The sequence below is a fragment of the Oceanimonas sp. MB9 genome (assembly GCF_011319775.1).
Lineage (GTDB): Bacteria > Pseudomonadota > Gammaproteobacteria > Enterobacterales > Aeromonadaceae > Oceanimonas > Oceanimonas doudoroffii.
The window spans coordinates 175,942-189,409 of the sequence record NZ_VFBE01000009.1 but is presented as its reverse complement, the minus strand read 5'-3'; the positions used below and the strand labels follow the sequence as shown (position 1 = coordinate 189,409).

The following is a 13,468-nucleotide window of genomic DNA, read 5'->3' as shown; positions in this document are numbered from 1 at the left end:
TAAGCAATTTCATTCGATCTTCCGCTCCACCCGGTGCAGAATAAAGGTAACTCACTCTGATCTTAAGGATTTGTCATGCGTGTTCTCGGTCTGGCCCTGGTGGCCTTCACCCTCTCCGGCTGTGCCAACATGGGCTTCGACAGCAATGTGTCGCCGGCCGGCATCAAGGACTACTACAAGGGCAGCAATGTAAAGCTTTATGGTCGTGAGGAGCTCAAGGCTGCGAACTACGTGAGCCTGGGCACGGTGGAAGGTGAAGCCTGCCAGATTGAAAGCCAGGATCCGCCGCCCAAGGACGCCGACGCACGCGCCGATATTCGTCGCCGTGCCGCCGACATGGGCGCCAATGGCATTTTGCTGGATCGCTGCATTCGCTTTGAAGACATGCCCGGTTGCATTGAGCAGGTGCTGTGCAGCGGCCAGGCACTGGTGGTTAACGAGTGATTTTGTGAGGCGTGAGGCGTGAGGCGTGAGGCGTGAGGCGTGAGGCGTGAGGCGTGAGGCGTGAGGCGTATCATGTTAGGTGCCGTTTTAGCTTGTGCAAGTTTGTGGGCCGCGATTTGGAGCGCGGATCTTGTCCTTGAATAGGGGCGGCTCGCCTGCATTAGTCCCCGTGAGGGGGCTTGAGAGAGTTGCCGCTTGGCGCCAAATTGCAGGCGGACAGCGTGTCCCGAACCTCCTGCGCTCCACAGTAGGTTGTGATGAGCGAAGCGAACCGCAACAACCACAGTCGCCCGCGGATTGTTGTAATTCGCTGAGGCTCATTACAACCTACGGCCCCGACGCAAGCTTGCAGGCCCCGATTTGGAGCGCGGGTGGCGCGTAGCGGCAACGTCCTTTAAGCGCCCTGTGGGCGCTATTGCAGGCGAGCCGCCTACGCTCCAACACCTGCGCGATCCACCATTAACCGGATATTGTTATGACCACCATCAAGCTCGACCCTATCGGCACGATTCGCTCACCCTACAAGGAAAAGTTTGCAGTGCCGCGCCAGCCGGGGCTGGTAAGCCGGGCCCGGGCGCAGCTGGAGATGTTGCCTCCCTATAATGACCCCAGCGCGTTTCGCGGGCTGGGCGAATTCAGCCATTTGTGGCTGGTGTTTGTGTTTCACCAGACCATGGAGCAGGGCTGGAAGCCAACCGTGCGCCCGCCTCGCCTGGGCGGTAACGAGCGCGTGGGCGTGTTTTCCACCCGCTCCACTTTCAGGCCCAACCCCATCGGGCTCTCGGTGGTAGAGCTGCGCGACATGTGCAAAGACGGCAGCAGGGTATGGCTGGAGCTGGGTGGCGTGGATCTGGTAGACGGCACCCCCATTGTCGATATCAAACCGTATATTCCCTGGGCCGACGCCGTGCCCCACGCCCACGGCGGCTTTGCCCCGGCCCCGCCGGATTTGGGCATGGAAGTCATTTTCTCCCCCGAAGCCGAGCAGGCCTGCGCCCGCTCGACTATTCCCGAACTGAAAGCATTCATTACCGAGGTGCTGGTGCAGGATCCGCGCCCGGCCTACAAGAAGCAGCTACAGCAATGGCAGCAGTATGGCGTACGGTTGTATGACTATAACGTGCGCTATGAGGTGTTTGGGCAGCTGACTCGGGTGTTGGAGCTGGAGCGCCTGTAGACCCCAATTTATTGGTGCAAGAGATCGTCAGCATGACACCTAGCCCGGCTGAAGCCGGGCCTGTAAGGCTGTAAACCACAAGACTCTTCTGCCTGCCCCGCCCCCCTGCTACAATTCGGGCTTTAACGGACTTCAAGCTTACAAGGTTCTCGTTCATGCGTACCAGCCAATACCTGCTTTCCACCCTCAAAGAAACCCCGAGCGACGCCGAGGTGATCAGCCATCAGCTGATGCTGCGCGCGGGCATGATCCGCAAGCTGGCTTCAGGCCTCTACAGCTGGCTGCCCAGCGGTCTGCGGGTATTGAACAAGGTCGCCGCCATTGTGCGCGAAGAAATGAACCGGGCCGGCGCCATTGAAATGCTGATGCCGGTGGTGCAGCCCGCCGATCTGTGGCAGGAAACCGGTCGCTGGGACAAGTTCGGTCCCGAGCTGCTGCGCATTAAAGACCGCCACGACCGCCCCTTTGTGCTGGGTCCCACTCACGAGGAAGTGATCACCAGCCTGGTGCGCAATGAAGTGGCATCTTACAAACAGCTGCCCCTGAACCTGTATCAGATCCAGACCAAGTTCCGCGACGAAGTGCGCCCGCGCTTTGGGGTGATGCGCTCCCGCGAGTTTGTCATGAAGGACGCCTACTCCTTCCACACCACGCAGGAAAGCCTGCAGCAGACCTACGACGACATGTATCAGGCCTATAGCCGGGTGTTTGAGCGCATGGGACTGGACTTCCGCGCCGTGCTCGCCGACACCGGCGCCATTGGCGGCAGTGCCTCGCACGAGTTCCACGTGCTGGCCCAGAGCGGTGAAGACGACATTGCCTTCTCTACCGAGTCGGATTACGCCGCCAATATTGAAATGGCCGAGGCCCTGGCACCCAAAGACAGCGCCGATGCACCAACCCAGGAAATGACCCTGGTCGACACCCCCAACACCAAAACCATTGCCGCCCTGGTGGACAACTTCGGCCTGCACATTGAGCAGACCGTGAAGACCCTGCTGGTGAAGGCCGCCGACGATGTAGACGCCCCCCTGGTGGCGCTGCTGGTGCGCGGCGATCACGAACTCAACGAAGTGAAGGCCGAGAAACTGCCCCAGGTGGCCAGCCCCCTGACCTTTGCCACCGAGGAAGAAGTACGCGCCGCCGTGGGCGCCGGCCCCGGCTCCCTGGGTCCGCTGAACATGCCGGTGCCGGTCATTGTAGATCGCGCCGTGGCGGTAATGAGCGACTTTGGCGCCGGCGCCAATATCGACGACAAGCATTACTTCGGCATCAACTGGGGCCGGGATCTGCCGCTGCCCGACGTGGCCGATCTGCGCAACGTGCGCGAAGGCGACCCCAGCCCCTGCGGCAAGGGCGTGCTGCAGATCAAACGCGGAATTGAAGTAGGCCATATCTTCCAGCTGGGCAACAACTACTCCGAGAAGATGAATGCCACCGTGCTGAACGAAGGCGGCAAGGCCACCGTGCTGGAAATGGGCTGCTACGGCATCGGCGTGTCGCGCATTGTGGCCGCCGCCATTGAACAGAACCACGACGATCGCGGCATTATCTGGCCCGACGCCATCGCCCCCTTCCAGGTGGCCATCATTCCCATGAACATGCACAAGTCTCACCGGGTGCAGGAAGTGGCCGAAAAACTCTACGCCGAGCTGACCGCCGCCGGCATTGAAGTGCTGTTCGACGATCGCAAGGAACGCCCTGGCGTCATGTTTGCCGACATGGAACTGTTGGGTGTGCCCCACAGCATTGTGATTGGCGAGCGCGGCCTGGACAACGAGGTGGTGGAATATAAACACCGCCGTGGCGGCGACAAGCAGGAAGTGGCCATTGCCGATATCGTGGCCAAGGTGCAAGGCCTGCTGTAATGCTTTAAAGCGCCCGCAAGGGCGCTTTTGCTTTGTAGCACCAACTTTCTTTAAGCACCTTGGAGCGCGGGCGGGGCGTCGCGGCCAGCCTGGTCGCATATTGGTGCGAAGCGCCAACCTTTAGCTGGTGCTGTGCAGCGGCCAGGCGCTGGTGGTCGAGTAGGTTGTGATGAGCGAAGCGAACCACAACAACCACTGGCGACTGCGTCATGTTGGAATTCGCTGAGGCTCATTACAACCTACGGTCCTGGCGCAAGCTTGTAGGCCTGCTCTCCACTTGAGCCATCTTTCCTCTTCCCTTTTAAATGGTTATTTATACTGAACCAAAAGGGAGGATCATCATGGAACGAGAAGCCAGCAATACCTGTGCGCTGGTGATGACCGGCGGTGGTGCGCGGGCCGCGTATCAGGTGGGCGTGCTCAAGGCCATTGCCGATTGTTATCCACGGGGGCACGCCATTCCCTTTCCCATTTTGTGCGGCACCTCGGCCGGGGCCATCAACGCCACGGCGCTGGCCTGCTATGCCTCGTGTTTTCATCTGGGAGTGCGCAAGCTGGAATATGTGTGGCGCCACCTCAATACCCACAAGGTGCTGCGGCTGCAGCTCGGCCGCATTGTGGCGCACTCGGTGAAAAGCCTGGCCAGCGGCATGCTGGGCCGGCCTGCGCAAATGGCGCTGCCGCTGTTTGACAACAGCCCGCTGGAGCGGCTGCTGGAAACCCTGATCGACTTCCAGCGCATCGACAATAACCTGCTTTACGGTGCACTGGAGGTGCTGGCGGTCACCGCTTCAAACTACAACACCGGGGACTCCACCACCTTTTTTCAGGGCCGGCCCCATCATCAGCCCTGGGCCCGGGCGGGTCGTTCGGGGCGATCGTCCATTATCGCCACGCCGCACCTGATGGCCAGCAGTGCCCTGCCCTTTATCTTCAAGCCCTGCAGGCTGCAGAACCACTACTTCGGTGACGGCTCCATTCACCAGCTCAACCCGCTCAGTCCGGCCATTCACCTGGGTGCCAGCAGAATCCTGATCATTACCCTGGCCAGTGACGAACCCGATCCGGATCACCTGCCCAGCGATCCCAGCAGCTCCGACATTGCCGGTCACCTGCTGGATACGGTGTTTACCGATGCCCTCACCTCAGACATTGAGCGGTTGCAGCGCATCAACAGCACCATTCGGCTGATCCCCGAGCGCAAGCGGGAACAGCTGAGCCTGCGCCATATCGACAACCTGGTGCTCAAGCCCAGCCGCAACCTGGACGAAATGACCCTGCAGCACTTCCATCGCCTGCCCTGGAACATTCGTGCCATGCTCAGGCTGTTCGGGGTGGAAGCCGGGGATGCCACCGGTCTGGCCAGCTTTTTGCTGTTTGAGCAGGCCTATACTCGAGAGCTGATTGATCTGGGCTATGCCGACACCCATCAGCGGCTGGATGAGGTGTGCGCGTTTCTGGGGCTGGAAGCCTCGCTGCAAAAAACGGGAACCTAACAACATGTAAGCAGTGAGACGAAGGACGTAAGACGAGAGACGTATCGGAGCGCGGCAGGGCCGCCTACGTTTCAGCTATCCACTCAAGCTGCCAGCCGGGTTGGTCTGCCTCGGCGGCATAGTCGGCACAGATAAACATCCCCACCGCGGCAACCAATTGATCGCCCTGCATCAGCAAGGGAATGCGTGTCCGTTGCCAGGGCGGCACGCCGTATTCCTGCCACAATTTTTTTAACGGTCGGGAGCCGCTACGCCCGGCAGGCCGGGCCCGCAAGCCGGGTACGGCAAAGGCGATATGCAGCTCATTCAGTGCCAAGGCACCGCAAATATTCGCCCCGTCCGGCACTTGGCGTAGTCGCAACCGGCCCACGCCCAGATCATGCCACTGTTCAGGCTGAAGGGCCGCCAGCGCCACCGGCTCCCCCTGCAGTGCCAGCACATACAAATGCCCCAGATACCGACGCAGCTCGTTGCCGCCAATCGCCAGCAGAGGCTCGGCATCCTCACGGGCCAGCGCCAGCTCCCGCCAGGCTACCTCCAGCTGGCTGCGGCTTAAATGCAGCCCCCGCTCACCCAGCCAGTGGCGCAGGGCATTGTTGCGCCGGGCCGGGCTGAGCGACTGCAGGCAGGCAATGCTGAGCCCGCCGCCGGCATTTTGCAGCGCCGGAAGATCCTGTTCGGCCAGGGCTTGCGCCAGCTCCAGCTGTTCGGCACACAAGGCCGCGCTGCGGCTGGCGGTGCGGGCAAAGGCCGGCCATTGCGTCTGCAGCCGGGGCAAAATGTCGTTGCGCAGAAAGTTGCGGTCAAAGCGGTTGTCGGCGTTGGACGGATCTTCTACCCAGCGTAAACCCTGCTCAGTGGCAAAGCATTCAAGCTCGGCACGAGCCCTCTCCAGCAGCGGCCGCAACTGCACGCCCCACCCCAGGGGTTTGCTTTCCGGCATGGCGGCCAGCCCCTTGATGCCGGCGCCACGCTTGAGCGCCAGCAACAGGGTCTCGGCCTGATCATCCAGATGGTGTCCGGTCAGCAGGGCCGCTCCCGGTGGCAGCTCGGCGACCAGGGCGGCATAACGGGCGTCACGGGCGGCGGCCTCAACACTCACGCGCGGGCCGGTTTCCACCTTTACGCTCAGAATGCGGCAATCCACCCCCAACTCATTTGCTACCTGCACACAGTGTTGTGGCCAGGCCTTTGCCACCGTCTGCAGGCCGTGGTGCACATGCAGGGCCACAATGTCACGTTGTTGTTCGGTAGCAAACCTGGCGGCCAGCGCCAGCAACACGGTGGAGTCGAGCCCGCCGCTGAAGGCAACATAAAGCGGCCCTTGCGGGTAAAGATCGTGAAGGCGTTGGTGAAAGTGGGAGTAGAGAGACATGGTGTTGTGACAGGAAGTAGAAGGTAGGCTGGAACAGATCCCAACATTCAGGCGCTCGGCTCAAATGTTGGGATTCGCTACGCTCATCGCCAACCTACGGCTTTCTTATGGCTTCAAGCTTCTGGCTTACCGCTCCCGGCAAAGCCGGGTCAGCAGTAGCCGTATTTCATCAGGCGCTGGTAGCGTTGTTCCAGCAGGCTGTCGGTGTCGAGCCGGTCGAGATCGGCCAAGTCAGTTACCAGCCGCTGTTTCAGGCGCTCGGCCATCAGCAGCGGGTTGCTGTGGGCACCACCCATGGGCTCTTCCACCACGTTGTCGATCAGGCCCAGCTCGTGAATACGACCGGCGGTGATACCCATGGCTTCCGCGGCCACCGAGGCCTTGTCGGCGCTCTTCCACAGAATGGAGGCACAGCCTTCCGGCGAGATCACCGAATAGGTGGAATACTGCAGCATGTTGACCCGATCGCCCACGCCAATGGCCAGGGCGCCGCCGGAGCCGCCTTCACCCACCACGGTGCAGATAATGGGAGTCTTGAGGCCGGCCATCACCTTCAGGTTACGGGCAATGGCTTCACTCTGGCCACGCTCTTCCGCACCCACGCCCGGGTAGGCACCAGGGGTGTCGATAAAGGTGAGAATGGGCATTTTAAAGCGCTCGGCCATTTCCATCAGGCGCAGGGCCTTGCGGTAGCCTTCCGGACGCGGCATGCCGAAGTTGCGCTTGATCTTTTCCTTGGTCTCACGGCCCTTCTGGTGGCCGATCACCATCACCGGACGACCGTCAAAGCGGGCCACACCGCCCACAATGGCCTTGTCGTCGGCATAGGCGCGATCGCCGGCCAGCTCATCGAACTCACCAAACATCAGCTCCAGGTAGTCTTTGGTGTAGGGACGACGAGGGTGACGGGCCAGCTGGGAGATCTGCCAGGGACCCAGGTTGTTGAAGACCTTTTTGGTCAGCTCGTCACGCTTGGTTTCCAGACGGCCGATCTCTTCATCCAGGTCGATGTCGAGGCCTTCGCCTTCGCCCATGTGACGAAGCTCTTCAATCTGGGCCTGAAGCTCGGCGATGGGTTGTTCAAAATCCAGGAAATGGTGGCTCATGGCTGCCCTCTAGTCAAAAATCAGTTCGACCTTGTCCGAACCCAGCAAGCCCCTGAGCGATTCCAGCATCTGGTCGGTGGGGGTTACCCGCCACTCGGTGCCCAGAGTGAGCTCGGCTCTTGCGCCGGGTCGGTTATAGGTCACACGCACAGGACATACGCCCGCCCTTACCGGCGTGAGTATGTCCAGCAATTGAGTAAAAAAGCCCTGATCGATGCGGCTTTTGTCGATGTACAGTGCGAGCCCGCGGGCAAAGCGCTCCCGGGCATCGCTGATATCAAGTACTTCCCTGGCCGACATTTTAAGGCCACCGGAGAAGTCGTCAAAGCTGACCTGTCCACTGATGACCAGAATTTTATCTTTTTCCAGCAAAGACTCATAGCGTTCCAGTGCATCGGAGAACAGGGTCACGTCGAGCCGGCCGGATTTGTCGTCCAGGGTGAGAATGCCCATGCGGTTGCCCCGCTTGGTGGTCATCACCCGGGCGGCAATCACCAGCCCCGCCACCGTGCTCACTCGATCACGGCCGCCGGGTTGCACTTCGCTCAGTCGGCCGCTGGTGTAGTGGCGCAGCTCCTTGGCATACTGGTTGATGGGGTGGCCGGTGAGGTAGAGCCCGAGGGTATCGCGCTCGCCGTCCAGCCAGATTTTGTCGGGCCAGTGCGGCACGTCGGCAAAGGCATGCTCGACGTTTTCCTCTTCCACCAGCACGCCGAACATGTCTCCCTGTCCCAGGGCCTCGGCCTTGGCATGCTGATCGGCGGCCTTCATGGCTTCTTCGAGCGAGGCCATAATGGAGGCCCGGTGCGGACCCAGCCGGTCCATGGCACCGGAGAGGATGAGTTTTTCCATCACCCGCTTGTTGAGCCGCTTCAGATCCACTCGGTTGCAAAAATCGAACAGATCCCGGAACGGACCGTCTTTTTCCCGCGCCTCGAGAATGGATTCAATAGGTGCCTCACCCACGCCCTTGATGGCGCCGATGCCGTAGACGATATGACCGTCTTCGTTCACGGTGAAACGATAGCGACCGGTATTGACGTCGGGGGGAATGAGGGTCAGCCCCATGCGCTGGCATTCGTCCACCAGGGTCACCACCTTGTCGGTGTTGTCCATGTCGGCGGTCATCACCGCCGCCATAAACTCGGCCGGGTAGTGGGTTTTCAGCCACAGGGTCTGGTAAGACACCAAAGCATAGGCGGCGGAGTGTGACTTGTTGAAGCCATACCCGGCGAATTTCTCCACCAGGTCAAAGATCTTCATCGCCAGTTCGCCGTCAATGCCCTGGGCCACGGCGCCCGCCTCAAAGCCGGCCCGCTGCTTGGCCATTTCTTCGGGTTTCTTTTTACCCATGGCCCGGCGCAACAGGTCGGCGCCACCAAGGGAATAGCCCGCCAGCACCTGGGCTATCTGCATTACCTGCTCCTGATACAGAATAATGCCGTAGGTGGGCTCGAGAATGGGCTTGAGCGACTCGTGCTGCCACTGCTCATCGGGGTAGGACACCGCTTCTCGACCGTGCTTGCGGTCGATAAAGTTGTCCACCATGCCCGACTGCAGCGGGCCCGGACGGAACAGCGCCACCAGGGCGATCATGTCTTCAAAGCAGTCCGGTTGAAGGCGCTTGATCAGATCCTTCATACCCCGGGATTCCAGCTGGAATACCGCCGTGGTTTCAAAGCGCTTGAGCAGCTGGAACGAGGGCTTGTCGTCGATGGGAATGGCGGCAATGTCGACGGTTGGCTTGCCTTCCTTCTCCAGGCGCGGGTTTATCATGCCCAGCGCCCAGTCGATGATGGTCAGGGTGCGCAGGCCGAGAAAGTCGAATTTCACCAGGCCGGCGGATTCCACGTCGTTCTTGTCGAACTGGGTCACCGGGTGGCGGCCTTCGGCGTCGCAATAAAGCGGTGCGAAGTCGGTTATTTTGGTGGGCGCGATCACCACGCCACCGGCGTGCTTGCCGGCGTTGCGGGTCACCCCTTCCAGCACGCGAGCCATGTCGATCAGTGCGCGGACTTCCTCGTCCTGATCGTAGAGCTCGGGCAGTTTGGGCTCGGCCTCAAAGGCCTTGGCCAGGGTCATGCCCGGATCGGGCGGAATCAGCTTGGAAATGCGATCCACAAAGCCGTAGGGGTGGCCCAGCACCCGGCCCACATCGCGCACCACCGCCTTGGCGGCCATGGTGCCAAAGGTGATGATCTGGGACACCGCGTCCCGGCCGTAGAGTTCGGCCACGTGATCAATCACTTCATCCCGGCGGTCCATGCAGAAGTCGATATCGAAGTCGGGCATGGACACCCGCTCGGGGTTCAGAAAGCGTTCAAACAGCAGGTCAAATTCAAGCGGGTCCAGATCGGTGATCTTCAGGGCGTAGGCCACCAGGGAGCCGGCGCCGGAACCCCGGCCCGGCCCCACGGGAATGCCGTTGTCCTTGGACCACTGAATAAACTCCATCACGATCAGGAAGTAGCCGGGAAAGCCCATCTGGTTGATCACGTCGAGTTCAATCTTCAGGCGCTCGTCGTATTCCCCGCGCTTGTCGGCGCGCACCTGTGGATCTGGAAACAGAAACTCCAGCCGCTCTTCCAGGCCTTCTTCCGAGCACTTGACCAGGAAGTCTTCAATACTCATGTCGCCGGTGGGAAAGTCCGGCAAAAAGTACTCGCCCAGGCGCACGGTCACGTTGCAGCGCTTGGCGATCTCCACGCTGTTTTCCAGCGCCTCGGGAATGTCGGCAAAGAGCTCGGCCATTTCCTCGGCGCTTTTCAGGTATTGCTCGGGACTGTAGCGTTTGGGCCGGCGCTTGTCGTCCAAGGTGTAGCCATCGTGAATGGCCACGCGAATCTCGTGGGCGTCAAAGTCGCTCTTGTCGAGAAACACCACCTCGTTGGTGGCCACTACCGGCAGCTGCGCTTCGGCCGCCAGCGCCACCGCCATGTGCAGGTAGCTTTCCTCGTCGGGGCGACCGGTACGCAGCAGCTCAAGGTAATAACGGTCGGCAAAATGCTGCTGATAAAAGCGCAGGCATTGTTCGGCAAGGGTCTGGTTGCCCTTGAGCAGATAGACCCCCACGTCCCCTTCCCGGCCGCCGGACAGAATAATCAGCCCGTCACTGTGCTCTGCCAGCCAGTCTTTGTCGATCACCGGCCTGTGCTGAATATGACCGCGCTCGTAGGCCTTTGATATCAGCAGGGTGATGTTCTGGTAGCCGGTGTTGTCCATGGCCAGCAGGGTAAGGCGAAACAGCTGCTCGCCCATTTCCTCGCTTTGCACCCAGAAATCGGTGCCGACAATGGGCTTCAGGCCCTTTTTATGGGCATCGCCGTAGAAGCGCACCAGGCCGCACATATTCATCTGGTCGGTCAGCGCCAGCGCCGGATAGCCCAGCTCCTGCACTCGGCCGGTGATGGGGCCGATCTTGGCCAGGCCATCCACCATGGAGAAGTCGGAATGAATGCGCAGGTGAATAAAGCTCGGGGTCATGCGCCCTCCAGCGCCCGGGCCACGGGTTTAAAGCTTCTGCGGTGCTCGGGCAGGGCACCGTGCTCGGCCAGGGCCGCCATATGCTCCTTGGTGGGGTAGCCCTTGTGGCGGGCAAAGCCGTATTGGGGATGTTTGGCATCGAGCGCCAGCATTTCATTGTCTCGCGCAACCTTGGCGAGAATGGAGGCGGCGCTGATCTCCGCCACCCGGCTGTCGCCCTTGACCACCGCCTGGGCGGGCATGGGAAGCTGAGGGCAGCGGTTGCCGTCGATAAACACAAAGCCGGGCTGCACCGACAGCCGCGCCACCGCCCGGGTCATGGCCAGCATGGTGGCCTGCAGAATATTCAGTTCATCAATTTCGGCTGCGCTGCAACGGCCAATGGCCCAGGCCAGGGCATGCTCGCGAATAAGCGGCGCCAGCAGCTCACGCTTTTTCTCGCTGATTTTCTTGGAGTCGGCCAGGCCGGGAATGGGACGATTCGGGTCAAGAATCACGGCGGCGGTGACCACGTCGCCGACCAGGGGGCCCCGCCCCACTTCATCGACCCCGGCCACCAGCACGCCGCTGGGGTAAATTATATCGATCATGGTTTTCTGGTTGCCAGCTCCAGCACCGCCAGGGCGGCCTGTTCGTCGGCATTGCAACGAATACGTTTGTGCAGTTGGGTAAAGTGGGCCACCAGCTCACTGGTGTCGTTATCAAACAGCTTGCCGATTTCGTCCACGATATGGCAGGGGGTGCATTCGTGCTGAATCAGCTCGCTCACCAGGGTCTGATCCGCCAGCAGGTTGGGCAACGACACATGCTCGGTTTTCACCAGCCGCTGGGCCAGCCAGTAGCTGAAGTCTTTCAGTTTATAGCCCACAACCATGGGCTTTTTGGCCAGCATGGCTTCCAGGGTGGCGGTGCCGGATGCCAGCAGCACCACATCGGCGGCGGTCATCACCTCGCGACCTTGCCCTTCAATCAGGGTAATATCGAGCCCGGGAGCTACCCGCTCCTTGATGGAGAGAAACTCCTGGCGGCGCTTTTCGCTGATCAGGGGCACCACAAATTGAAGCTCGGGGTGGCGCACCTTGAGCTGCTTGCAGGCCTCCAGGTACACCGGGGTCAGCAGGGTCACTTCAGCATGACGGCTGCCGGGCAGCAGCGCCAGATAGCGACCATTCACATCCAGGCCCAGGCGTTCCCGAGCACCCCGCGTGTCGGGCACCAGCGGCATTTTATCCGCCAGGGTATGGCCGATAAAACGACAGGGGGCATCAAAACGGTCGTAAAACGCCTTTTCAAAGGGCAGAAAGGCCAGCACCAGATCGGTGGCGGCCTTGATCTTGTGAATGCGGTTCTGCCGCCAGGCCCAGACCGAGGGGCTGACGTAGTGCACGGTGGCTATGCCCGCCTGCTTGAGTTTGTGCTCCACACCGATGTTGAAATCGGGGGCATCGATGCCCACGAACACATCGGGTGGGTTGGCAATGAAATGCCGAATGATCTGCTTGCGAATTTGCAGAATGCGCGGCAGCCGGCCCAGCACTTCCACCACCCCCATGACCGCCAGCTCTTCCATGTCGAACAGGGCCTTACAGCCCTCGGCCTGCATCTGCGGGCCGGCGATGCCTTCAATGATGGCATCGGGATGGCGGCGGCGCAGCTCGCGAATGAGTCCTGCGCCAAGGGTGTCGCCGGAGACTTCACCGGCGACGATGCCAATACGCAGCGGCGCCTCAGGCACGAATAATCCCGCGCTCGTTGGCCTTGAGGAAGTCGACCATGATGGCCACTTCCGGCTGCTTGTCGCTTAGCGCCTGCAGGGCCGGAAGCACTTCCTCCACGGTCTTGCCGCTGCGGAAGATTTCCTTGTAGGCCTGCTTGATGGCGGAGATGGCTTCCTTGCTGAAGCCCCGGCGGCGCAGGCCTTCGGAGTTAATGCCAAAGGGCTTGGCGTAGAGCCCAGCGGCCATCACATAGGGCGGTACGTCTTTATTGAGCGCGGCGCAGCCGGCGATAAAGGCGTGGCTGCCAACCCGGCCAAACTGGTGAATGGCGGCATGACCACCAAAGATGACATGGTCACCGATGTGCACATGCCCCGCCAGGGTGGCGTTGTTGGCAAAAATGCAGTCGCTGCCAATGCGGCAGTCGTGGGCCACGTGCACATTCACCATAAACAGGTTGCGGCTGCCCACTGTGGTGAGGCTTTCATCCTGAGACGTGCCCCGGTGAAAGGTACAGGATTCACGAATAACGTTGTCGTCGCCGATTTCCAGCACGGTGTGCTCGCCGGCGTACTTCTTGTCCTGGCAGTCTTCACCGATGGAGGCAAACTGGAAAATACGGTTGCGCTTGCCGATGCGGGTGGGCCCCTTGATCACCACATGGGGGCCAATCCAGCAGTCGTCACCAATTTCCACGTCGGGACCAACCAGGGTCCAGGGGCCAATCTCTACGCCCTTGCCGATTTTGGCATCGGGGTGGACGATGGCGGTTTCATGGATCACTGCACCTTGTTCACTCAC

10 protein-coding genes are annotated in these 13,468 nt (G+C 60.8%); 4 read left to right on the top strand and 6 right to left on the bottom strand.

The features are described from left to right. The first annotated feature begins 75 nt into the window (after positions 1-75). The 4 genes from rcsF (at position 76) to OJHNALOF_RS12230 (ending at position 4,985) form a co-directional block, all read left to right on the top strand. Positions 76-444 (top strand): Rcs stress response system protein RcsF, encoded by a 369-nt coding sequence (gene rcsF, locus OJHNALOF_RS12245; protein ID WP_165662183.1) that lies wholly within the window; start codon positions 76-78, stop codon positions 442-444. A gap of 475 nt (positions 445-919) precedes the next feature. Next, a complete protein-coding gene (gene tsaA / locus OJHNALOF_RS12240; RefSeq protein ID WP_165662182.1) occupies positions 920-1,621 on the top strand; it encodes a tRNA (N6-threonylcarbamoyladenosine(37)-N6)-methyltransferase TrmO in 702 nt (233 codons plus the stop codon). A 155-nt stretch (positions 1,622-1,776) separates the two neighbouring features. After that, the gene (locus OJHNALOF_RS12235) at positions 1,777-3,489 is read left to right on the top strand and encodes a proline--tRNA ligase (RefSeq protein ID WP_165662181.1); all 1,713 of its coding nucleotides are present in this window, start codon (positions 1,777-1,779) and stop codon (positions 3,487-3,489) included. Positions 3,490-3,830: 341 nt separating this feature from the next. Further along, the gene (locus tag OJHNALOF_RS12230) at positions 3,831-4,985 is read left to right on the top strand and encodes a patatin-like phospholipase family protein (RefSeq protein WP_165662180.1); all 1,155 of its coding nucleotides are present in this window, start codon (positions 3,831-3,833) and stop codon (positions 4,983-4,985) included. A 64-nt stretch (positions 4,986-5,049) separates the two neighbouring features. Here the strand turns inward: OJHNALOF_RS12230 and tilS are convergent, their stop codons facing one another. The 6 genes from tilS to lpxA form a co-directional block, all read right to left on the bottom strand. Continuing rightward, entirely contained in the window at positions 5,050-6,360 is a 1,311-nt protein-coding gene (gene tilS, locus OJHNALOF_RS12225) for a tRNA lysidine(34) synthetase TilS (RefSeq protein ID WP_165662179.1), read from the bottom strand. 149 nt (positions 6,361-6,509) lie between these two features. Next, on the bottom strand, positions 6,510-7,466 hold the full coding sequence (gene accA, locus OJHNALOF_RS12220) for an acetyl-CoA carboxylase carboxyl transferase subunit alpha (RefSeq protein ID WP_094200757.1): 957 nt from the start codon (positions 7,464-7,466) through the stop codon (positions 6,510-6,512). 9 nt (positions 7,467-7,475) lie between these two features. Further along, positions 7,476-10,949 (bottom strand): DNA polymerase III subunit alpha, encoded by a 3,474-nt coding sequence (gene dnaE, locus OJHNALOF_RS12215; protein WP_165662178.1) that lies wholly within the window; start codon positions 10,947-10,949, stop codon positions 7,476-7,478. Further along, positions 10,946-11,539, bottom strand: a complete 594-nt coding sequence (rnhB, locus tag OJHNALOF_RS12210; RefSeq protein ID WP_165662177.1) for a ribonuclease HII — start codon at positions 11,537-11,539, stop codon at positions 10,946-10,948. Before rnhB ends, dnaE begins: the two co-directional genes overlap by 4 nt. Then, positions 11,536-12,684 (bottom strand): lipid-A-disaccharide synthase, encoded by a 1,149-nt coding sequence (lpxB, locus tag OJHNALOF_RS12205; RefSeq protein ID WP_165662176.1) that lies wholly within the window; start codon positions 12,682-12,684, stop codon positions 11,536-11,538. The genes rnhB and lpxB overlap by 4 nt, the downstream gene beginning before the upstream one ends. Then, positions 12,677-13,468, bottom strand: a complete 792-nt coding sequence (gene lpxA / locus OJHNALOF_RS12200; RefSeq protein ID WP_370462322.1) for an acyl-ACP--UDP-N-acetylglucosamine O-acyltransferase — start codon at positions 13,466-13,468, stop codon at positions 12,677-12,679. The genes lpxB and lpxA overlap by 8 nt, the downstream gene beginning before the upstream one ends.